Here is a 23,779-nt window from a genome sequence, read left to right on the forward strand (position 1 = left end):
TGGAAAACTGACATGACTGATCGACGTGACTTCCTGGCCGGCTCCGCCGTAGCGCCGCTGCTGGCCGCCCTGTTGCCCGAGGCCCGCGCCGCACAACCGGCTGCACGCGGCCACGACGTGCGGCCCTTCGCCCTGTCCCAGGTGCGCCTGCTGCCGGGCCTCTTCGAGACCGCGCAGGCGCTGGACCAGCGCTACCTGCGCTCGCTCAACGCCGACCGGCTGCTGCACGGCTTTCGCGTCAACGCGGGGCTCGTGCCCAAGGCCGCACGCTACGGCGGCTGGGAATCCCAGGAGCTCTGCCCGGGCCATACCCTGGGCCACTACCTGAGCGCCTGCGCCATGATGGGCGCGTCCAGCGGTCAGGCCGACTTTCACCGGCGCGTGGCCTACGTGGTGGACGAGCTGCAGGCCTGCCAGCAGGCGTCCGGAAGCGGCCTGGTATGCGCCTTCCCCGACCGCGATACGCAGCTGCGCAACGCCATCGCGGGTCGGTCGGTCACCGGCGTGCCCTGGTACACCATGCACAAGATCCTGGCCGGCCTGCGCGACGCCCACCTGCATGCCTCGAATCCCCGCGCCCTGCCCGTCATGGTGCGTCTGGTGGACTGGATGCTCGACGCCACGCGGGACCTCGACGAGCTGCGCTTCCAGAAGATGCTGGACCTGGAACACGGCGGCATGAACGAGGCGCTGGTGGACCTGCACGCGCTCACCGGCGACCCACGCCACCTGCAGCTGGCGCAGCGCTTCAGCCACCGCGCGTTGCTCGATCCCCTGGCCGAAGGCCGCGACACGCTGGACGGCCAGCACTCGAACACCCAGATTCCCAAGGTGATCGGCTTCGCGCGACTGGCCGAAGCCACCGGCGAGCCGCACTACGGCCGGGCCGCTCGCTACTTCTGGGGCACCGTGGTGCACCGGCGCTCCTTCGCCACCGGAGGCAACGGCGACGCCGAGCACTTTTTCCCAGTGGACGAGACGCCCAAGCACGTGTCGTCGGGCCGAACCATGGAGACCTGCTGCACCTACAACATGCTGCGGCTCACACGTGCGCTGTTCAGCGCCGCCCCTGCGGTGGGCTATGCGGACTACCACGAGCTCGCCCTGTTCAACGGCATCCTCGCCTCGCAAGACCCCGACAGCGGGATGGTGACGTACTTCCAGCCCGTCGCGCCCAGCCGTCCGAAGCTGTACGGTTCGCCCGAGCGCTCATTCTGGTGCTGCACCGGCACCGGGCTGGAGAACTTCGCCAAGCTGGGCGACTCGATCTACTTCCACGACGGCCAGGCGCTCTACGTCAACCTGTTCATCGCCTCGACGCTCGACTGGGCGGAGCAGCGCGTCCGCGTGCGGCAGACCACGGTCTTCCCCGACGAGCCTCGCACGCGCCTGGCCATCGACGCCGCCACGCCGACCCGCTTCACCCTGCGCCTGCGCCATCCCGGCTGGTGCCCGCGACTTACCGTGCGGCTCAACAGCCGCCCGCTGCTGGAGAACGTAGACCCCGGCCGCTACGTTGAAATCGACCGCCTCTGGCGCCAAGGCGACGTGCTCGAGCTGGACCTGCCGATGCCGCTGCGTATGCAGCTGCTGCCCGGGGCCCCGGACATCGCGGCGGTCATGACCGGCCCGATCGTGCTCGCGGCCCGGCTGGGTGCAAAAGACTTCGGCCCCGGGGACGACGTCGGCCCGGACAACGGGTACTGGGGCCACCGGCTGGAGTCGAAGGCACCCCTGCCGCGCCTAGCGCTGGCCGGACGCGCGCTGGATCAGGCCGTGCGGCCTGGCCATGCGCCCCTGGTCTATAGAACCCGGGCCGATGAGACAGGCCGCGAAGTCGAGCTGGTGCCCTTCCACCGCATCGCGCATGAGCGCTACAGCCTCTACTGGAAGATCAGCTGATGGTTGACACCATGATGCGACGGAGCCTGCGGCTCATCGCCGTCCTGCTTGTCCTTGCCTGCGCACTCACCGCCCAGGCCTCGCCGAGGCAGCGCGAGAGCTTCAACGCCGGCTGGCGCTTCCACTTCGGCTCCGCCGCCGACGCCGAGCAGCCGGCCTTCGATGACGCCGGCTGGACCGCCATCGGCCTGCCGCACAGCTTCAGCCTGCCCTACTTCCAGTCGGCCTCCTTCCCGGTCGGCGAGGGCTGGTACCGCAAGGCGTTCGAGCTGGCGCAGGTGCCGGCCGGCCGCCGCGTCTTCCTCGAGTTCGAAGGCGCCTTCCAGGTGGCCGACGTCTACGTCAACGGCCAGCGCCTGGCCACCCACCGTGGCGGCTACACCGGCTTCAGCGTGGACCTCACGCCTGCGCTGAAGGCCGGGCGCAACCTCGTCGCCGTGCGGGTGGACAACCGCTGGGAGCCGACGCTGGCGCCGCGCGCGGGCGAGCATGTCTTCAGCGGCGGCCTCTACCGCGACGTCTGGCTGGTGCAGACGCGCGACGTGCACGTGCCCTGGACCGGCACGCGCATCACGACGCCAGGGCTCTCGGCCGAGCAAGGCACTGTCGTCGCCGAGACCGAGGTCCGCAACGACGCGGCGCGCGAGCAGACGGTCGTCGTGCGCACCGACATCGTCGATGCGAATGGCGCACGGGTCAGCCGCCTGCCCGAGACGCGGCTGCGCGTGCCGGCCGGCCGCATGGTCGTGGCCACGCAGCGCTCGGCCCCCGTCGCGCGGCCCGCGCTGTGGTCGCCCGAGACGCCGCGGCTCTACCGCGCCTTGACGCAGCTCATCGTCGATGGCCGCCTCACGGACCGCCTCGAGACCGAGTTCGGCTTCCGCTGGACGCAGTGGACGGCGGACAAGGGCTTTTTCCTCAACGGCCAGCACCACTACTTCCGCGGCGCCAACGTCCACCAGGACCAGGCCGGCTGGGGCGACGCGGTCACGAACGCCGCCATCGAGCGGGACGTGGCCCTGATGAAGGATGCCGGCTTCGACTTCATCCGCGGCTCCCACTACCCGCACGACCCGCATTTCGCGGCGGCGACCGACCACCTGGGCCTGCTCTTCCTGTCCGAGGCGCCGTTCTGGGGCACCGCCGGCTTCAAGAGCCCCTGGGGCGCCTCGGCCTACCCGACCGATCCGGCGCACGAAGCCGGCTTCGAGGCCAGCGTGCTGCAGCAACTGGCGGAGATGATCCGCATCCATCGCAACCACCCGTCCATCGTCGCGTGGAGCATGGGCAACGAGGCCTTCTTCACGGCGGACGCGACCCTGCCCAAGGTCAGGAAGCTGCTGAAGGCCATGGTGGCGCTGTCGCACGAACTCGACCCCTCGCGGCCCGCGGCCGTCTCGGGCGTGCAGCGCGGCGAGCTCGACCGGCTGGGCGACATCGCCGGCTACAACGGCGACGGCGCCGTGCTCTTTCCCGACTCCGGCGTGCCCAACTTCGTCGCCGAATACGGCTCGACCATCGCCGACCGCCCCGGCGAATTCGCGCCCGGCTGGGGCGACCTGGAGCGCACGCCCGGTGCCCGCCCCGGCCAGCCCGACAGCTGGCGGCCGGCCTGGCGCTCCGGCGAGGCCATCTGGGCCGGCTTCGACCATGGCTCCATCGCCGGCCGGCAGTTCGGCTCGATGGGCCTGGTCGACTACTTCCGCCTGCCCAAGCGCCAGTGGTACTGGTATCGCCAGCACCAGCGCGGCATCGCCCCGCCGGCCTGGCCCGAGGCCGGCCGCGCCGCGGCGTTGCGCCTCGCGTCCAGCGCGCCGGCCATCCGCCGTGCCGACGGCACGGACGACGTGCAGCTCGTGGTCACCGTCGTCGACGCGCAGGGCCGGCCATTGAGCAACAGCCCGCCGGTGCACCTGGAGATCGAGTCCGGCCCCGGCGAGCTGCCCACGGGCCGCGCCATCGACTTCGCGCCCGGCTCCGACATCGCCATCCGCGACGGCCAGGCCGCCATCGCGATGCGCAGCTGGCAGGCGGGCGTGAGCCGGCTGCGCGCCAGCTCGCCGGGCCTGCGCGACGCGACGCTGGACGTTCCCACCCTGGCCGGGCCGGCCTTCCGGCCCGGGGTGACGCCGCTCGCGCCGCCACGTCCCTACCACCCTGCGGTGGCGGCAGCCGGTGAAGAGCAGGCCTTCGGCCGGAACAACCCCACCGAAGCCAGCTCGGCCGCGTCCGGCCACGCGCCGCGCCTGGTCAACGACGGCGATGCCGCGACATGCTGGCAGCCCGAGCCCGGTGACGGCGATCCCTGGATCGCCCTGGACCTGGAGCGCATCGTGGCCATCAGCCGCGTCGTCGTGCGTCCCTGCGGGCCCGGCCGCCATGCGCTGCAGGCCGAAGTGCAGCAGCTCAACGGCCAATGGCTGCCGCTGGCGGCAAGCCCCGAACGGGAGCTCGACGGCGGCCCGCTCGAACTGCCGACCGAGGCCCTCACGGGCCGCCGGGTGCGCCTGAAGGTCCGGGGTGGGGGCATCGCGGAGTTCGGCGTCTTCGGTCGCCTGGTCAACCCATGAGGCGTCCGGGCGCCGGGATTCATCGCCAGCCGTCTGGCCGTTCACACAACAACTGATTGGGACATGCTCATGAGCAGGAAGAACTTCTGGACGCTGGCTTTGGCCTCCCTGGCCGCCGCCCTGGTGGCAGCGGGCTGCGGTGGTGGCGGTGGTGGCGGCAGCGGTGCCGGCGCAGATGCCACGGGCACCAGCCCCGGGCCCGGGCCGAGCAGCCCGCCCGCGTCGGCCAGCGTGACAGCGGTCAGCGCCATGACGGCCGACTTCAGCGCAGCGGCCTCGCCGCGCATGAACGAGCGCGCCTACTACCGCGTCACCGGCAGCAACCTGCCCGGCACGCTGGCGCTGGACGTGGCCGACTGCGCCCGCATGACGGCCATCTCGATCAGCGGCACCGAGGCACGCTTCCAATGCATGCCCAGCTTCACCGAAGGCGCCAAGGCCATCAGCGTCAAGGCGGCCGCGGCGGACGCGGCGGCGCTGTTCTCGGGCTCCGTCACCGTGCAGGCCGCCACGGCGCCCTTGCCCATGCCGACCTATGGCTTCAACCTCGGCAACACCTTCGAGGCCACGTGGGGCTATCCGGACCCGACGCAAGCCGTCTTCACCAACGCCGCCAAGGCCGGCTTCAATGCCGTGCGCATCCCCTGCGCGTGGGACTTCAACTCCGACAAGACGACCGGCCAGATCAACGCCGCCTACCTGGCCAAGGTCAAGCAGTCGGTGGACTGGGCCCTGGCGGCCGGCATGCACGTGATGATCAACATCCACTGGGACGGCGGCTGGTTCGAGAACCACATCGGCGACACGGTCGATCCGGCCATCGATGCCCGGCTGAAGTCCCTCTGGCAGCAGATCGCCACCGCCTTCGCCGGCTACGACAACCGCCTGCTGTTCGCGGCGGCCAACGAGCCCAATGCCGACACCGTCGCCAAGACCAGGACGCTCTACGCCTACTACAAGAGCTTCATCGACACGGTGCGCGCCGCCGGCGGCAAGAACGCCAACCGCTGGCTGGTGCTGCAAGGCAGCCAGGTGCCCTGGTCCACCAGCCTGCCGGCCGACCCCACGCCCGGCCGGCTGATGATGGAGTACCACAACTACACGCCGTCCCTCTTCACCATCATCCACGACGACCCGTCCTGGGGCCGGTCGATCTACTACTGGGGCAAGGCCTATCACTACGCCGGCGACCCGAGCCGCAATGCGACGGCCTGGGAAGAAGGCAGCATCGATGCCGGCATGCAGCAGCTCAAGGAGGCCTTCGTCGACAAGGGCATCCCGGTGCTGGTCGGCGAGCTGCAGGCCGCGCCCACGCCCGGCCTCACCGGCGACGCCAAGACCTGGAACAAGGCTTCCACGCTGTACTGGAACAAGTACGCCGTGGACTCGGCGCAAGGCCATGGCCTGAGCCCGTTCTACTGGAGCACGCCCGACAGCCCCTTCCGCTACAGCGACGGGGCCATCCTGGACGACGCGGTCGTCCAGGTGCTGACCGGCGGCACGGCACCGCCGCCGCCCAACGGCGCGCCGGCGGCCGTCACGGGCCTGACGGCCCAGGCCAGCGGAGCCAGCCAGGTCGACCTGAGCTGGCAGGCCGTTGCCGGTGCCACCAGCTACCAGCTCTACCGATCGGCCCAGTCCGGCGGACAGCCCGACCAGGCCTCCGTCAGCGCCATCTCCGGCACCCGCTACAGCGACACCGGCCTGAATGCCGGCACCACCTACCACTACAAGGTGGTCGCGGTGAACGCGTCCGGCGTGTCGGGCCAGTCGCCCGAGGTCCATGCCAGCACCTCCGGCAGCAACCCCGATCCGACGCCCTTCAACTTCGAGACCGACATCCAGGGCTGGTCCTACAGCGGCGGCCAGATCACCGCCATCACCACGTCGACGGCGCAGAAGTTCGCCGGCCAGCGCTCGCTCGCCGTCAGCATCGCCGCGACGGCCGCGGGCTCGTCGTCGCTGGACCTGTCGGACGTCAACCTGCCGGCCGGCGCGACGATCAGCTTCAAGGTCTGGGCGCCGACAGGCCACGCGATCAGCAGCATCGAGCCCTTCATGCAGGACTACAACTGGACCTGGACGGCCTCTTGGAGCGGCGCCCCTTCGGCCAACGGCTGGAGCACGGTCACCCTCAAGGTGCCCGACAACGCCGTGGCTCCGCTGAAGCGGCTGAGCCTGAAGTTCAACACCAGCGGAGCCTGGACGGGCACGGTCTACGTCGATTCGATCAGCTGGAGCGTCCCTTGAAGGTTCAGGCCCTGAGGCTGCTGCGCCGGGCCGCCGCGCTCTTCGGCCTGGCCTTGTGCCTGGCGGCCCAGGCCGAAGAGGACGGCTCGCGCCTGTGGCTGCGTTATCCCGAAGTCGCCCAGGCTGAGCGCCTGGCCGACTACCGCCGTGCGCTCACACAGGTCGTTCGCGCCAGCGACTCGGCCACGCTGCAGGCCGCCCAGGACGAACTCGTCACCGGCCTGGGCGGGCTGCTCGGGAGGCCCCTGCCCGTCTCCGACGCACCGACGGCTGCCGGCGCGATCGTGCTGGGCACGCCGGCCTCCTCGCCCCGCGTGCGCAGCCTGGGCTGGGACAGCCGGCTGGCCGGCCTTGGCCCCGAGGGCTATCTCGTCGAGGCCGTGAAGCTCGACGGCCGCCCCGCCCTCGTCATCGCCGCCAACACCGACGTCGGCGTGCTCTACGGCAGCTTCGCGCTGCTGCGCCATCTGCAGATGCAGCGCCCCATCGCCGGCCTCGCGCTGAGTGGCACGCCGAAGATCGCCCGCCGCCTGCTCAACCACTGGGACAACCCCGACGGCAGCGTGGAGCGCGGCTACGCCGGCCGCTCGCTGTGGCAGTGGAACGAACTGCCAACCACCCTTTCACCCCGCTACCGCGACTACGCCCGCGCCAATGCCTCCATCGGCATCAACGGCGCGGTCCTGAACAACGTCAACGCAGACGCCCGCATCCTGCGCAGCGCCGAGCTCGACAAGGTGGCGGCCCTGGCCGGCGCGCTGCGCCCCTGGGGCATCCGCGTCTACCTCAGCGCCCGCTTCAGCGCGCCGATGGAGATCGGCGGCCTGGCCACGGCCGATCCGCTCGACCCGGCCGTCAAAGCCTGGTGGAAGGACAAGGTCGCGGAGGTCTACTCGAAGATCCCGGACTTCGGCGGCTTCCTCGTCAAGGCCAATTCCGAAGGGCAGCCGGGGCCGCAGACCTACGGGCGCAGCCACGCCGACGGCGCCCGCATGCTGTCCGATGCGCTGGGCCCCCACGGCGGCGTCGTGCTCTGGCGCGCCTTCGTCTACGGCGAGCACGGTCCCGACCGCGTGCGCCAGGCCTACGACGAGTTCAAGCCCCTGGACGGGGACTTCGGCGCCAACGCCGTCGTGCAGGTCAAGAACGGGCCGCTGGACTTCCAGCCCCGCGAGCCCTTCCATCCGCTGTTCGGCGCCATGCCGCGCACGCCGCTGGCTCTGGAGCTGCAGATCACCAAGGAATACCTCGGCGCCGACAGCCACCTCGCCTACCTCGGCACGCTGTTCGAGGAGGTGCTGAGGTCCGACACCCACGCCCAGGGTCCGGGTTCGACGGTCGCGCGTGTCGTCGACGGCAGCCTGGACGGCCACGCCCTGAGCGCCATCTCCGGCGTCGCCAACATCGGCAGCGACGCCAACTGGACCGGCTCGCACTTCAACCAGGCCAACTGGTATGCCTTCGGCCGCCTGGCCTGGGACCCCGACGCCTCGGCGCGCGACATCGCCGAGGAATGGGTACGCCAGACCTGGAGCAACGACCCTGCCGTCGTCGGGCCGGTGACCCGCATGATGATGGCCTCGCGCCAGGCCGTCGTCGACTACATGACGCCCCTCGGCCTCGTGCACCAGATGGGCACCGACCACCACTACGGCCCGTCGCCGTGGGTCAAGGACCTCGGCAACGCCAGCTGGAACCCGGCCTACTACCACCGCGCCGACCGCGACGGCATCGGCTTCGACCGCAGCGAGTCCGGCAGCGATGCCGTCGCGCAATATGCACCAGCGGTGCGCGACCGCTTCGCCAGCCGCGCGACCGTCGGCGACGACCTGCTGCTGTTCTTCCACCATGTCGGCTGGGACGAACGGCTGGCGTCGGGGCGTTCGGTCTGGGCGGAGCTGGTACACCGCTACAGCGCCGGCGTCGACGCTGTGCACGCCATGCGAGAGACCTGGCAGGGCCTGCATGGCCGCATCGACGGCAGGCGCTTTGCCGAGGTGGCCGACTTCCTGCGCATACAGCACCACGAGGCGCGCTGGTGGCGCGACGCCAGCCTGCAGTACTTCGCCAGCGTCTCCGGCCGGGACCTGCCTGCCGGCTATGCGGCGCCTGGCCATGCGCTGGGCTGGTACCAGGACCTGGCCCGCCGTTGCCCGCCCGACGCCGCCAAGCCGCGCTGCCCGGAGGTCTATGCCGGCGAGCCGTCGCCAGCCATCCTCGCGCCGACGACGGGTGGCGAGCTGACGACCGCGGGCCTGAGCACCAACGGGCGCACGCTGCCGCTGGGCATCTCCGGCGACGACATCTCCCTGGGCTGGACGCTGACCGCCCACACGCGCGGCGCAGTCCAGCAGGCCTACCAGGTGCGCGTCGGCACGCAGCCGGGGCGCGGCGATGTCTGGGATTCGGGCAAGGTGGCGTCCGAGCGCCAGGCCGACGTGCGCCTGCCGGCCAAGCTGCAACCCGCCACGCGCTACCACTGGCAGGTTCGCGCCTGGGATGGCCGGGGCCGCGTCGGCCCCTGGAGCCGGCCGACCTGGTTCGAGACTGGCCTGCAGTCCGCGGCCGACTGGCAGGGCGCGCAATGGATCGCCGCCCCCTTCGACGCCGCCGACCAGCCGCGCCCGCTGCTGCGCGCCTCGCTGCGGCTGGACAAGCCGGTTCTGCGGGCGCGGCTTTACGCCAGCGCCCGCGGCGTCTACCAGCTCTGGGTGAACGGCCGGCCCGTCGGCGACCAGGCCCTGGCACCGGGCTGGACCGACTACGCCCGGCGGCTGCAGGTGCAGACCTACGACGTCACCGCCCTGCTGCGCCCTGGCGCCAATGCCGTCGGCGCCGCGCTGGCCGACGGCTGGTACCGCGGCAAGGTGGGCATGGGCTGGCGGGCGGTCTATGGCCAGCAGCTCGCGCTGAAGACCGTGCTGCGCATCACCTATGCCGACGGCAGCAGCCAGGCCTTCGGCACCGGCACCGGCTCCGAATGGCTCAGCCTGCCGGGCCCCTGGCTGCAGGCCGACCTGCAGGACGGCGAGCACTACGACGCCCGCCGCCTGCCCGCGGGCTGGGCCGAACCGGGCTTCGATGACGGCGCCTGGCAGCCGGTGGTGGCCGTGGCCGAAACCGAAGCCCGCCTCGTTCCCCAGCCCGACGAGCCGGTACGAGCGACCGAAGTGCGCCGCGCCCAGGCCCGCCTGCCCGGGCCTGCTGGCGCCTTCGTCTACGACCTCGGCCAGAACCTCGTCGGCGTGGCCCGCGTGCGGCTGACCGGCCGCGCCGGCCAGACGGTGAGACTGCGCCATGCCGAAGAACTCCACCGAAGAGGCGAGCGCCGCGGCCAGCTCTACACCGACAACCTGCGCGGTGCCGCGGCGACCGACAGCTACACCTTCGCCCACGACGGCACCGTGACCTGGCAGCCGCGCTTCACGCAGCACGGCTTCCGCTACCTCGAGATCAGCGGCCTGGACTCCCCACCGGCGCTCGCCGACGTGCAGGCCGTCGTGCTGGGCTCCGACCTGCCGGCGGTGGGCGAGCTGCGCCTGTCCCACCCCATGCTGGACCAGCTCGTGCGCAACATCCGCTGGGGCGCGCGCGGCAACCTGCTGTCCATCCCCACCGACACGCCGGCACGCGACGAGCGCCTGGGCTGGACGGGCGACATCAACGTCTTCGCGCCCACGGCCGCCCGGCTTTTCGACATGCGCGCCTTCCTGTCCAAGTGGATGGACGACATGGCCGACGCGCAACGGCCGGACGGCAACATCCCGGCCGTCGTGCCCTTCCCTGGCCGCAACTTCGGCGAGACCGGCGTGGGCTGGTCGGATGCCTTCATCACCGTGCCCTACGCCACTTGGCGAGCCAGCGGCGACACCGCCCTGCTGCGCCGCCATTGGCGGGCCATCCGACGCTTCTACGATTTCGTGCACGCCAGCGCGACCGCCGACGGCAATCTGCTGGAGGAGGGGCGAGCCTCCTGGTTCTCGGGCGACTGGCTGAGCCTGGAAGGCGTGGACCGCCTGCGCGAGCACCCCGTCATCGCGACGGCCTATTTCGCCGAAGACACGCGCATGATGGCCGAGATGGCCGCGGCCCTCGGGGAGGCGGCGCAGGCCGAGGCCTGGCAGTCCCTGGCCGCGCGCATCCGCAGCGCCTTCGCCCAGGCCTACCGGGCACCGGACGGCCGCATCGAGCCCGGCACGCAGACGGTCTACGCCATGGCCCTGGGCATGGGCCTGCTGGCGCCGGGAGCGCAGCGCGATGCCACGGCGGCGCGCTTCGTCGAGAAGATCGCCGGCGACGATTTCCACCTCAAGACCGGCTTCCTCGGCACGCCCTGGCTGCTGCCGGCCCTGTCCGCCATCGGCCGCGACGACCTCGCGATGCAGCTGCTGCTCAACGAGGATGCGCCGTCCTGGGGCTTCGAGGTCCGCATGGGCGCCACCACCGTCTGGGAGCGCTGGAACAGCATCGGCCCGGACGGCGCCTTCGGCCCGGTGGAGATGAACTCCTTCAACCACTACGCCAACGGCGCCGTCGCCGACTGGATGTTCGGCCGCCTCGGCGGCCTGCAGATCGTCGAGGCGGGCTACAGGAAGGCCCGCATCGCACCGTGGATGTCGCACCCTGCCGTGAGCCAGGCCAGGGCCAGCCTGAAGACCCCCTTCGGCCTGCTGGCCTGCCGCTGGCGCCGTGCGCCCGACGGCCTGCACCTGGAGGTGGAGGTGCCGGTGGGGACCGAGGCAGAAGTCCTGCTGCCGACCACGGCGCCCGAGCGCGTGCGCGAAGGCCGGCGGGCCGCGTCCCGCGCGCCAGGCGTGCGGCAGGCGGCCTGGAAGGACGGCCTGCTGAGGCTGCGCCTGGGATCGGGCCGCTACGGGTTCTTCGTGCCTGCCGGCCCTGAAGCACCGGCCTGACTGGCCGAGGCCGCCGAGCGCACCACCTCCAACTGCCCGCTGGCCAGCCATTCGGCCGGCGGCTTGCGCAGCAGCTCCGACAGGGCCGCTTCGCCCACGCCGGGCATGGCGGCGAGAACGCCCACCCAGGCATTGCGTCCGCTGCGCTTGGCCTCGTAGAGGGCGCCGTCGGCCACGTCGACGACGGTGCTCCAGGCCAGCGCCTGCGGATGGTCCGTGGCCAGCGGGAAGCAGGCGAAGCCGATCGAGCAGCTGCGCGCCAGCAGCTGCCCGTCGGGCAGCACGAAGGGCTTGTCCGCCACCGCCTGGCGGATGCGCTCGGCCTGCTTGACGGCATGCTGGCGTGCACCGTCGCGGGCGACGATGAGGAACTCCTCGCCACCCCAGCGCACCACATGGTCGCTGTCACGGCAGACCTGGCGCAGCCTCTGGCTCATCTGCACCAGCACGGCGTCGCCGGCGGAGTGGCCGTACTGGTCGTTGACCTGCTTGAAGTGGTCGACGTCGACCAGCATGAAGACCAGGTCCCTGGCCACGGCGGACGCCGGCCCGGCCCGGTGACGCAGCGCCAGCGACACGTCGGTGTCGATGTGCTGGGTCAGGTAGCGGCGGTTGTGCAGGCCGGTCAGCGGATCGCTGAGGCTGGAGACCTCCAGCGCCTCAGACTTCTGCTGCAGTGCTTCCGACAAGGCCTGCAGTTCGGTCGTGCGCTGCCGGACGTTCTGCTCCAGCCACAGCTGGCGGCTCTGCAGCTGGCGGGTGCGCAGCAGCACCAGGGCGTAGACCCCCAGCACCGCCAGCAGGGCACCCAGGCCGCGCGCCCACCAGGTCTGCCACCAGGCGGGCAGCACCTCCACCGCGACCCGCAGCGGCGGCTCGCTCCATTCGCCGAGGCGGTTGCTGCCTTGCAGCAGCAGGGCATAGCGGCCCGGCGGCAGGTTGGCGTAGCTGGCCACGCGCTGCTCGGCCGGCGCCGCGATCCAGTCCTCGTCGTAGCCCTCCAGGCGGTAGCGGTAGCGGTTCTGCAAAGGGGTGCTGAGATCCAGCGAAGCGAAACCCACCGAGAAGGCCCGCTGCGGCGGCGCCAGCGTGAGTCCCCGGGCCAGCTGGCCGGCCGGAAGTTCCCGGCTGTCGATGCGCAGGTCCGTCGCCACCAGCGGCGGCTTGAAGTCCCAGCGCCTGAAGCGCTGCGGCTCGACGACGAGCAGCCCGGTGCTGCCACCGAACAGCATGCGGCCGTCGGCCAGCTTGGCATACGAACGGAACCAACCCGTGCCGATGTCGGCGCCATCGATCTTGCTGAACTCGGTGAAGCGCCGCAGCGCCGGCTCGTAGACGCCGCGATGGGTCCAGATGCGGCCCTCGGCATCGTCCAGCAGGTTGGCGCCGAAGCTGCGGTCGCCGAAACCGGCGCGGGCGCTGACATCCTCGAACCCCTGGCCCTCGGCATGGCGGAACAGGCCGAGATTGGTGTCCACCCACAGGGCACCGCGGGCGTCCAGCAACAGGCCGAGCACAGCGGCCTTGGGCAGCCCCGGCCCGCCGTCGTGGGGCTTGAGCACGCCGTCCTCGACGCGGAACAGGCCGTTGTCGGCCCCCACCCAGAGCCGGCCCTCGGCGGTCTCGACGATGGCATTGACGTTGCCCAGGCGGCGTCCGCCGCCGGCCAGCGGCACGCGCTCCAGATCGCGCCCGCCCGGCGCCAGGCGGTACAGGTCCTCGATGGTGCCGACCCACAGCGTGCCGTCGCGCCCGCCGAGCAGCCGGCGCACGCCCGCCTGCCTGGTGCTGAAGATGTCGCGCAATCGACGATCGCGATCGAAGCGGAACAGCTGGCTGCGGTTGTTGCCGGCCCAGACGCTGCCATCCGGCGTCTGGGCCAGCGCGCCCACCAGGCCGGTGAAGCGGCCGTCGGGGAGGATGGCGCCGGTGCTGCGCAGTTGGGTGTCCAGGATGGCGATGCCGCGCCCCGCCGTCCCCAGCCAGATCTCGCCGCTGTGCAGCTGCAGCACGCTGCGCACGTCGGGGTCGGCGAGCGGGCTGGCGGGCTCGTCGTCCTGCCGACGCACCCACAGGCCGTTGCGGACGGGGTTGTGACGCTGCAGGCCTCCGCCGTAGTTGCCCACCCAGACCACGCCCGCCCGGTCCTGCAGCAGCGCATGGAAGACGGTACCGGTCAGGCTGCCCGGCCTGCGGCGGTCGGGCTTGAGGGTGTGCAGCAGGCGGCCGTCGCGGTCGCGCACCTCGATGCCGGCGGTGCGGCCCACCCAGACCTCGCTGCCACTGACGTTCAGCAGCGCGATCAGCTGCGAAGTGCCCATCGCGGCCTCGCCGCTCTCGAGCAGGCGCGCCGTGCCGTCGGCGGGGTCGATGGTCATCAGCCGGCCGTCGCGCGCGCCCGCCCAGATGCGGCCGTCCGGCCCCTCGATCAGCCCGTCGACGGCCGTGCCCTCGAGCAGTTCAACACTGACCGGCTCGAAGCGGTCGGCGCCGGCACGGCGCCTGACGACGCCGCGCCAGGTGCCCACCCAGAAGTCGCCCCGCCGGTCGAACAGCAGCGCGCTGATGCGGTCATCGGGCAGCCCGCTGCCGTCGGCCGCGCGATGATGCTCGAAGCGACCGCTGGCGGGGTCCAGGCAGTCGAGGCCGGCGAGCAGGCCGAGCCAGATGCGGCCGTCGGGTGCCTTGGCCATCTTGAAGACGCTGCCTGGCGAGATGGAGTCGGGCCGGGCCGGGTCATGGCGGTAGAGCGTCCAGCGCTCGGCCAGGATGTCGAAGCGCGCCAGGCCCTCGGCATCGCCGCCGGCCCAGAGGAGGTCGCCATCGGCCAGCAGCTGGCGCAGGAAGCGGTTGCCGCGCTCGCCGCCGGTGCCCGTCATGGGGAAGGCCTTGGTCTGGTAGCCGTCGTAGCGCATCAGCCCGACGGCGGTGCCCATCCAGAGCAGGCCGCGTTCATCCTGGGCCATCGAGGAGACGATGCCATCGACCAGGGCCGAGGTGCCGCCGGCGGGCACGAAGCGCAGCTCGGCCATGGGGTCGCGCTCCGCCCGGACCGGGTTCAGCGCGAGAAGCAGGAAGAGCAGGAGGAACCAGAGACGCATCGGCGAGTTGTTCTTTGAATTCGGCTGGCCGCGTGCCCTTGGCGCGTCATCGTGGGCAGCTCACGCCCATGACAACCACGAGTCGGGCGGTTATCGAAACCTCAGTATCGGTTCCGCGCCTACCGCATCCGCGCCGGACAAGCGCCCACCCCTGGAAACGCGGGGGGGCTTCCAAGCTAGCGCTTCTCCCCGCCGGCTGGGAGGGGGTCGGAGCGCTGCGCGGCCCCGCCCTGCTGGCGTTGCTGATCCTTGATGAAGGCATCCGCCGCCTCCAGGCCATGGGCGAGTTCGACCTTCTGCATCGCGCTTTCCTTGTCGACCGTCCATTCCTTGAAGGCCGCGCCGGGCAGCGGGTCGCTGCGCATCGCGGCCAGGATCTCGCCACGGGTGACGCCCGCTTCGAGGCGCTTCCTCCACTGTGAAAGCCAGCGGGCCGCGTCCTCGTCGCGCACCTTCTGGGTCAGGGCCGCGAGCACGCGGTCGGCCTCGTCCGCCTGGCCGGCATAGGCATAGGCGAGCGCCGCCGAAGCGGCGAGCGCGTCGACCTCGCGGGCGGTCCGCCAGGCGGAGATGACGGTCTTCAAGGCCGCTGCGTCCGGCATCTCCACCGCGGCCAGCTCGGCCTTCAGGGAAGCGAGCGCAGCCTCGGGCGAACGGGGGTTCAAGGCCCTGGCCAGCCGCAGATGCCGCTGCGCGGCCTGCACGAAGCCCAGGCGGGCCTCGCCCTGGCTGCGAGCGGCCAGCTTCAGGTTGGCCATGCCGGCCAGGTAGCGTGCCTCGAAGGTGCCGCCACTTCCGTCCTCCAGGTCGGTCTCCAGGCGGGCCAGGGCCGGTTGCGGATCGCCCCAGTCGATCTGCGCCCGGCTCAGGGTCAGGCGGCCCTGCGCGTCGTCGGGGAAGCGCGCCGCCAGCTCGGTGACCTGCCTGAGCAGGGCCTGGCCGGCCGCTGGCCCCGGGCAGGCCTTCAAGGCCGCATCGGCCAGGACGAACTCTCCCGCCGGCCGCGACAGCGTCTGCAAACGCGGCTGCACGGCCGGCAAGGCCTCGGGAATCCCCCGCTGCATCTCCAGGCCCAGGCGCCGGTAGCGCCACAGCACGCGGTCGAGTTCGGCGAGCTTGATGTCGAAGGCGCGCTCGAACGCGTCGCGCGGCGACGCCCCTTCGCCGGTGAGCGCGAGGTAGCGGTTCAGCCGCCGGCGGTTGTCCTCCGACGACAGCGCGTAATGCGTCAGCAGCCAGGCTTTCGCCTCGAACTCCAGGCGCACGCCCACCGTGCCGCCGTAACTGTGGGCGCCGGCCAGATGCCCCTGCAGCACGTCCTCATAGTCCAGGCCGTAGCGCCGGCCTTCGTCGAGGAAGCGCAGATAGCGCGCGACCGCCTGCGGCGCACGGCCCACCACCATCTGGCGCTCCGAGAAGCGCACGCTGGAGAAGTACTGCGCGAAACCGTCGATGAACCAGGCCGGCGTGCGGATGTCGGTGTGCCGATAGAGGAAGTGGCGCGCATAGGCTTCGAAGGCATAGGCCAGCGTCGCGTTCGGCGTGGCCTTCTCGAGTTGCCCGTCCTCCAGGCTGGCGATGCGCTCCAGATGCACGCCGAAGCCCTGCGCACCTGAGGCGCAGCTGGCGTACAGGCCGACGGCATCGGCCGGCATGTCGTCGTCGAGACGGCGCAGGTCCGCCAGGCTGGCGTGGTAGTAGAGCGTCAGCTTGGGCTCGGCCGGCGCCGACGGCCCGTCGGGCCGGGCGTAGATGCGCAGCAGGTGGTCGAGCTTCTCGAGGTTGTCGAGCAGCAGGCCGACGTCTTCCTCACGCGTGTCGGAGAACACGACGAAATGCGGGCTCTCGGCACGGAACCACTTGGATACCTCGGCCTTCCTGCCACTCACCTGCACGCGTTCCAGGTTCGAGGGGGCGGCGGACTGGGCCTGCACGCAGGCGGCGGACAGCAGGCAGAGGGCGGCGGCGAGTGCGGGAACCCGGCGGCTGTGGGACATCGACTTCCTTCTTCGTGTGAGGGCGGCCATCATCTCAGTTGTCCATGGTGCTGCGCACCACCCGAGGCCGATGAAACGGGGGCATTGCGGGCCGAGCGCTGGGCTGCCAAGGGCCAGAGGCCCTTGGCCTGTCGTAGGCACAAGCAGTCCGCAGGGACTGCTTGTGTCCGACTCCAGTTCGCCGAGCCGGCCCGCGCTGGCGATGTGCTTGCGGCTCAATGCCGCAAGCATCGCCGCCCCCGCGGGGGGCTGAGGCCGGACACGACAAGTCCAGTGGACTTGTCGTGCCTGCCGAAGAGCAGCCGCACTGCCGGCTGCGCGGTCTGCAAGACGACCAGACACGCGCCGCGTTCAGCGCGCGGGGCTGGGCCGGGGGCAGACTCATCATCGCTTGGGCTGGATGTGCAGGATAACGCGACGGTACCGCGTCAACGCCGGGCTGCCCTTGTCCGTCACCTGCACGATGACGTGGGCCGTGGCGGGGGCATCCACCTCCGGCACGCGCAGGCCGGTGCGGCGCAGGTTCTCGGCGCCGAGGGCCAGCGGCGTCTTCAGCGTGCCGGCCTCGGGGTAGGCGAACCAGAGGAAGCTCAGGCTGTCGCCGTCGGGGTCGGTCGAGGGGCTGGCGTCCAGGGTCACCCAGTCGCCGCTGCGCACCTGCAGCTCGGCCGCATGGGCCAGGCGCACGACGGGCGCATGGTTGGCCTCAGCGGGCCGGTGAGTCGTCCACAGCATGCGGGCGGCGAAGTCGTTCTGGAAGGCCTCGCGCCAGCGCCACAGCGTCACGCCGGCGCCGCTGAACTCGCGCTCGCCGGGTTTGACCGGCCGCCCATGGGTGGCGGCGACATAGGGCCGATAGCGGTCCACCGCGTTGGTCCAGATCGGCCGTGTCTCGGCTTCGACGGGCACGCGGCCGTTGAAGCCGTCGGGGTCGGTGTCCTCGCGGCGCGGCGTGTAGGACTCGTAGCGGCCGCCCCAACCGCCCCAGTCGGGATGCTCGGGCGCGTTCAGGCCGTTGGGGATCAAGCCGAGGAAGGACGGCGTGTCGCCTTCCATGCCGTAGGCGACGTCGGGGTAGGCCGCACCCAGCGGACCGTGGCCCTGCTGAATGTGGCGGGCGATCCAGGCGTTGCCGACGTTCGTGTTGTCGATGCCGTCGACGACGCCGAACATCGCGCCCCAGGTGCCGTTGCCATACCCCCCCGGACTGACGATGTAGAAGAGCTCGGGGAACTCGCGGCGCAGCCAGGCGCCGCTGTCGTCCTGGTCGGAGATGGTGTAGACGCGCAGGCGCCTCACGGCAGTCTCGAGCTCGGCGGCGCTGTGCGTGCGGCGCAGCGTGTGCAGGGCCTGGGCCAGGGTGTTGGCCCCGCCCCAGACACTCACCCACAGCGGGCGGGGGTCGGGACGCAGCAGCTCGCGCAGCAACAGCTCCGAGCCCGGCGTGTCGTGGCCTTCACCGATGGCCTGCAGGCCGTAGCCCGGCTGGCCGGCTGCCACGCGCGCGAGCAGCTCCGCAGCGGCCGGATAGGCCGGATCATGCTGGCGCAGCCGCGGCAGCACCTGGGCATAGCGGCCGATGAGGCGGCGTATCGATTCAGGATGGACGCGGTCGCGCAGATGCGTGGACGTCGTGGCCACGAGGCCACGCAGCTCGATGTCGTTGGCATAGAGCAGCAGGCGCACCAGCGACTGGGTGTCGTCGGGCTCGTTCTCGATGTCGGTGAGGACGATGAGGCGGGGCCGCCCGGGCGCCGCAGCTGCGGCAGCGGCCAGCCCGCACAACCCGAGCAGCAGGGCGGCGAGCCATCTCGCCATCGAGCGACGGCGCCCTACCCTTCTCATGAGGTCGCCGTGGCGGCGGCCGGCGGCCGGCCCATCAGGCGGCGCGGGATGGGCCTGGTTTCGGAAGTCGGCGCGCCCACCTTCTTCCAGCCCAGCATCAGGGCGCCGTCGCCGGGGCCTTGGTAGTAGCGCACGCGCAGATGATGGATGCCCTTGGTCAGAAAGACCGTGCCCATCACCGCGTCGACCCCGTGCAGGCCGTCGGCATTGACGACCTCCTTGTCGTCCACGTAGAGGATGCCGCCGTCGTCGCAGAGCAGCACGAAGTCGCGCTCGGCATCCACGGGCATGTCGATCGTGAAGCGGATGTCCAGCCCGAACCACTCGCTGAAATCCAGGCCCGGGAGGCCCAGGCCCATGTGGCGCGGCGCAATGTCCAGCTGCGCCAGGCACAAGGTGCCCACGGGCTTGCGTCGGTCCATCTCCTTGACGGAGGTGGCACGCGAGCTGAGCTTGTAGACCTGGGCCACCATCATGCGGTCGGGCGCGTCGGCACAGGCTTCGGCCAGCCGGGTGCTGCCCACGGCGCTGCCGGCCGGGGCGGCGACGGCCGCACTGGCGGGGCTGGCCGCGGCGGGAGCGGCGGTCGGTCCAGGCCCGGGGCCGGCCACCGGGGGCGCCACCACGGGCTGGGCGGCCGGCGCGGGCCGCGGAATCTCGACCACCGTAATGGGCGGCGGCTCGGGAATGGCCGGCAGGCTGGGCGGCTGGAACTCCGGCTTGGGCGCGAGCGGCGGAGGCTCGGGCGGCCTGGGCCGCTCCTTGGGCGAGATCAGGCTCACGTCCAGGATGCGCGGCGAGGGTGGCGGCGGCATGCGCGAGCGCCAGCTCAGCACCGCGGCCAGGATGAGCAGGTGCACGAGCACCGTCACCACCAGCCCGTAGCCGCTGAAGCCCCGGCGGCGCCAGGGCAGTGCCGCCATGTCGGCCGGCGTGGCAAAGTTCATCTCAGTTGCTCCACCGCGCGGCGCGCCACCCACAGCCGATGAAACGGGGTATTTGCGGGCCGAGCGCTGGGCCGCTCCCGAGCCGGCCCGCGCTGGCGATGTGCTTGCGGCTCGATGCCGCAAGCATCGCCGCCCCCTCGGGGGGCGGACCAGACACGCGCCGCGTTCAGCGCGCGGGGTTGGGCCGGGGGCAGTTTCATCTCAGCACCTGTTGCAGCGTCTGGTGGTGCAGCGGCATGCCCTCCACCATGGCGGCGATGCCCTGGCGGCGGCCGGCCAGCGCGCGCAGGGCGCGCTCCTGCGCGATCTCGGCGATCACCGGGTCCTCGCGCTCGGGCCAATGCCCCATGCCCGTATGCACGGCCAGCCAGCTCGTCTGGTCGAAGCACTCTTCGTCGTACTCGTGCAGGACGCCATAACGGCGCCAGAGCTCGATCTTGAAGGCCAGCGTCTGCGGCAACTCCATGCCGGCCACGTAACGCCACAGCTCGCTGTCGCGGCGCCGGGTCAGGCAGTAGTGCAGGATGATGAAGTCCCGGATGCGGGCGAAGCGGCGCGCCGAGCCTTCGTTGAACAAGGCCACGTCCGATTCGTTGAGCGGACGCTGCAGCTCCAGGGCCTTCATCAGCCGCGCGATGCCATCCTGGATCAGGAAGATGCTGGTGGATTCCAGGGGCTCCAGGAAGCCCGAGGACAGGCCGATGGCCACCACGTTGTTCACCCACAGGCGCTGGCGGTGGCCGGTCTTGAAGCGGATGAGCCGCGGCTCGCCGATGGCGGGACCGTCCAGTTGCGCCATCAGCTGTCGGCGCGCGGCGTCCTCGTCGACGAAGCGGCTGGCGAACACGTGGCCATGGCCTGTGCGGGTCTGCAGGGGGATGCGCCAGGCCCAGCCGCCCTCCAGCGCCGTGGCGCGGGTGTAGGGCGTGATCTCCTCGCCCACGCGTTCGCTCGGGCAGGCCCAGGCACCGTCGACCGGCAGCCAGTGGCTGAAGTCGACATAGGGCTCCTGCAGCGTCTGCCCCAGCAGCAGCGAGCGAAAGCCCGAGCAGTCGACGAAGAGGTCGCCTTCGATGCGCCGGCCATCGGCCAGCAGCAGGCCGGAGACGTCGCCGTCCTCCCGGCGCAGCACCTCGACGATGCGGCCCTGCGTGTGACGCACCCCGCGGCCGATGGCCAGCTTGCTGACGAACTCGGCGTACAGCGCCGCATCGAAGTGGTAGGCGTAGGTGAAATGCCCCGGATCGGCCGGCCGCACGAAACGGCCCTTGGCGGCCATCACCGACGGGATGCACTGCCCCTCCAGCGACTCGGGCAGTCCCATGCGCCGGTGCTGGGCCCACAGGGTCTGGGACCCGGACAGGTTGCCAAAGTGGCCGAAGGTGTGGAAGTAGTCCTGCCCCTTCGCCTGCCAGTCGCAGAAGCGGATGCCCAGCTTGTAGGTGCCGTTGGTGGCGCGCAGGAAATCCGCCTCGTCGATGCCGACGTGCTGGTTGAACACGCGGATGGACGGGAAGGTCGCCTCGCCCACACCGACGATGCCGATTTCCTCGGACTCGACGAGCTCGATGCTGGCGCGGCCCTGGAGGCCGGTGGCCAGCGCCACGGCCGTCATCCAGCCGGCACTGCCGCCGCCGACGACGACGATGCGATCGAATTTCTGCGACATGAGGTACTGCTTTCAACAAGGATGGCAGATAGGGCACTGCCCGGCCGCACCGGCAGCCAGACAGTCATCCCGCTCAGCGCCGTCTCAGCTCATGGTGCGACCACGCTGATCGAGTCGACGTAGACCGTGCCGGCCCAGGCACCGCCCGTGTTGAACTGCAGGCTCAGCCGCTTCAGGGGCGACACGGCATTGGCGGGCACCTGGAGGGTGACGGTGCTCCAGCCGTTGGCCGCCGGGCTGCCGCTCCACGATTGCGTCCAGCCCCAGTTGTAGTCCTGCATGAAGGGCACGATGCTGCTGATCGTGTGGCCGGCAGGCGCCCAGACGCGGAAAGTGATCGTCGCGCCGGCCGGCACGGTGAGGTCCGACAGGTCCAGCGACGAAGAGCCTGCAGCGCTCGCGCTGATGTTGACGGCGAGCGACCGCTGGCCGGCGAACTTCTGCGCCGTCGAGGTGGCGATGCCGGTGATCTGGCCGCCGCTGAAGGACCAGCGCTGCGTGTCGGTCTCGAAGCTGAACTTGGCCGGATCGGGGTTGGCGCCGGACGTGCTGGCATAGGCCTCGGGCGAGTCGCCCGAAATGCCGGACGCATTTGCCGCCACGACCTTGTAGTAATAGGTCGTGCCAGGATTGAGGCCGGCGTCGCTGTAACTGGTGCCAGTGATGCCGCTGACGGCAGCCACGGTGGGCTGGTAGCCGGACTCGGCCGAGCGATACAGCTGGTAGCTGCTGGCACCGGCGACGGCGTTCCAGCTCAGGTTCACCTGGCCACTGCCGGCCGCCTTGGCCACCAGGCCGGTCACGGCTTTGGGCGCGCCGTTGGGCGGCGCCGACGCGGCGCCGCCGGTCAGCACGGTCACCACGGGTTGGTCGAGGATGGCGCCGGTGGCGTAGTCGAACGGGCTGTTCGGCGTGCTCCAGTAGAACGGGCTCATGCCATGGCCCTGCGCCGACTCCATGGCGTACTTGTTCCAGTACAGCGTGGAGGCCTTGTTCCAGGTCTGCGCAGCGCCGGTGAGGCCCGGCGCGGGCGCGGCCTGCAGCTCGCCGATCAGCACCGGGACGCCCTTGTCGATGAAGGCCTCCTTCAGCTGCTGCATGCCGGAATCGATATAGCCCTCTTCCCAGGACGTGGCGTTGCGGGTCGGGTCACCCGCGTAGTGATAGGCCCTGCCCCAGTAATAGATGGCCTTCCCCCAGGACTGGTCGCCGTGGATGATGGTGAAGAGCGACGGCGTGTAGTTGTGGTACTCCATCATCAGCCGGCCGGGCGTGGGGTCGGCCGGGAGCGTGAACCAGGAGGGGTCCGTGCCCTGCAGCACCAGCCAGCGGTTGGCGTTCTTGCCGCCGGCGGCGCGCACGGTGTCGATGAAGGTCTTGTAGTAGGCGAACAGCGTCCTGGTCTTGGTGACGGTGTCGGCATTGGGCTCGTTGGCCACCGCGAACAGCAGGCGGTTGTCGTAGCCGGCGAAGGCGGTGGCGATCTGTTGCCAGAGGGACTTCAGCCGCGCATCGATGGCCGGATCGACCGTGTCGCCGATGTGGTTCTCGAACCAGCCGCCGTCCCAGTGGATGTTGATCATCACGTGCATGCCGGCCGCCAGGGCCCAGTCCACCGACTGCTTGACCTTGGCCAGGTAGGCGGCGTTGATCTGGCCGGTCGTCTTGTCGGAGTTGAAGTCCCACGCGCAGGGGATGCGCACGGCATTGAAGCCGGCCTTGGCGGCATTGGTGAAGACGGCTTGCGTCGGGTCGGGGTGGCCCCAGGTCGACTCGAAGGTGTTGCCGAGGTTGAAACCAACGGTCGGCATGGGCAGGGGTGTGGTCGCCGCCTGCACGCTGATCCAGCTGCTGTACAGCGGGGCGCCGCCCGAAGCGGCCTTCACCGTGATGGCCTTGGTGCCATCACCGAAGCTGGGCATGCAGGAAAAGCGCAGTTCGGTGCTGCTGCTCGCCAGCAGGTTCATGCCGACGCAATCGGCCACGTCCAGTGCCGTCGCGCTCGTCAGTTTGCTGCCGGTGACCCGGTAGTAGGCCCGCTGGTTCATGCGCGGGGTGGCCGGCGCGCTGAAGTCCGCCGTGGTCGACACGACGGCGGACACGGCGGGCGGTGGCGCGGTCGCGCCGGCTTGTGCATCCGCAGCGCCGGTGTTGTACATGCCGGCCACGGTCGTGAACTTGACCCAGTACCAGTAGTGCGTGCCCGCCACGGCGGTGGTGTCGACGTAAGAGCGATCGCCGACGGGCAGCTGCGCGATGCGCTGGCGACCGTTCGGGTCGCTGCTGGTGTTGCGATAGACCTGCAGGCCGCTGACGGCGCCGCTGACCGTCCAGCCGAGCTGGACGTTGCTGCTCGTGCCGTTGGCGGTCAGGCAGACGGTGGTGCCGGCGCCGCTGCCGCAGCTCTGGGCCTGGGCGAAGCCGGCCACGCCGAGGGCGAGGACGAGGGCGGAGATCCTGTGGGGTGACTTCATGGGTCTGACCTTTCGAGAGGAATGCCCGGGGCGAACTTGTCTCCAACGACCTCGGGCGGATGGGATGCGGGCGCTACGCCGCGGGAATGACGGACAGCGCCGCGGCGCTGG

10 protein-coding genes are annotated in these 23,779 nt (G+C 71.1%); 4 read left to right on the forward strand and 6 right to left on the reverse strand.

Annotated elements, in window-relative coordinates:
• The first annotated feature begins 12 nt into the window (after positions 1-12).
• From LXT12_RS06700 to LXT12_RS06715, 4 genes are all read left to right on the forward strand, one after another.
• Positions 13-1,902 carry a glycoside hydrolase family 127 protein gene (locus tag LXT12_RS06700; protein WP_233390647.1) on the forward strand — a complete coding sequence of 630 codons (1,890 nt, stop codon included), beginning with the start codon at positions 13-15 and terminating at the stop codon, positions 1,900-1,902.
• The gene (locus LXT12_RS06705) at positions 1,902-4,472 is read left to right on the forward strand and encodes a glycoside hydrolase family 2 protein (protein WP_233390648.1); all 2,571 of its coding nucleotides are present in this window, start codon (positions 1,902-1,904) and stop codon (positions 4,470-4,472) included. Before LXT12_RS06700 ends, LXT12_RS06705 begins: the two co-directional genes overlap by 1 nt.
• Before the next feature lie 69 nt (positions 4,473-4,541).
• Positions 4,542-6,722, forward strand: coding sequence for a cellulase family glycosylhydrolase (locus LXT12_RS06710; protein ID WP_233390649.1), 2,181 nt, complete (start codon positions 4,542-4,544; stop codon positions 6,720-6,722).
• Positions 6,719-11,635, forward strand: a complete 4,917-nt coding sequence (locus LXT12_RS06715) for a family 78 glycoside hydrolase catalytic domain (RefSeq protein WP_233390650.1) — start codon at positions 6,719-6,721, stop codon at positions 11,633-11,635. The genes LXT12_RS06710 and LXT12_RS06715 overlap by 4 nt, the downstream gene beginning before the upstream one ends.
• Here LXT12_RS06715 and LXT12_RS06720 read toward each other — a convergent pair.
• The 6 genes from LXT12_RS06720 to LXT12_RS06745 form a co-directional block, all read right to left on the reverse strand.
• Positions 11,593-14,736 carry a ligand-binding sensor domain-containing diguanylate cyclase gene (locus LXT12_RS06720; protein ID WP_233390651.1) on the reverse strand — a complete coding sequence of 1,048 codons (3,144 nt, stop codon included), beginning with the start codon at positions 14,734-14,736 and terminating at the stop codon, positions 11,593-11,595. The genes LXT12_RS06715 and LXT12_RS06720 overlap by 43 nt on opposite strands.
• A 176-nt stretch (positions 14,737-14,912) precedes the next feature.
• On the reverse strand, positions 14,913-16,733 hold the full coding sequence (locus LXT12_RS06725; RefSeq protein WP_233390652.1) for a hypothetical protein: 1,821 nt from the start codon (positions 16,731-16,733) through the stop codon (positions 14,913-14,915).
• A 384-nt stretch (positions 16,734-17,117) separates the two neighbouring features.
• Positions 17,118-18,551 carry a DUF1593 domain-containing protein gene (locus tag LXT12_RS06730; protein ID WP_233390653.1) on the reverse strand — a complete coding sequence of 478 codons (1,434 nt, stop codon included), beginning with the start codon at positions 18,549-18,551 and terminating at the stop codon, positions 17,118-17,120.
• 23 nt (positions 18,552-18,574) lie between these two features.
• Positions 18,575-19,525, reverse strand: coding sequence for a PA14 domain-containing protein (locus tag LXT12_RS06735; RefSeq protein ID WP_233390654.1), 951 nt, complete (start codon positions 19,523-19,525; stop codon positions 18,575-18,577).
• A 196-nt stretch (positions 19,526-19,721) separates the two neighbouring features.
• Positions 19,722-21,194: a tryptophan halogenase family protein gene (locus LXT12_RS06740; RefSeq protein WP_233390655.1), complete on the reverse strand. Its 1,473-nt coding sequence runs from the start codon at positions 21,192-21,194 to the stop codon at positions 19,722-19,724.
• A gap of 89 nt (positions 21,195-21,283) precedes the next feature.
• Positions 21,284-23,668, reverse strand: coding sequence for a cellulase family glycosylhydrolase (locus LXT12_RS06745; RefSeq protein ID WP_233390656.1), 2,385 nt, complete (start codon positions 23,666-23,668; stop codon positions 21,284-21,286).
• Positions 23,669-23,779: the final 111 nt, after the last annotated feature.

Origin of the sequence: Pelomonas caseinilytica, assembly GCF_021353235.1 — a bacterium.
Classification (GTDB): Bacteria; Pseudomonadota; Gammaproteobacteria; order Burkholderiales; family Burkholderiaceae_C; genus Pelomonas; species Pelomonas caseinilytica.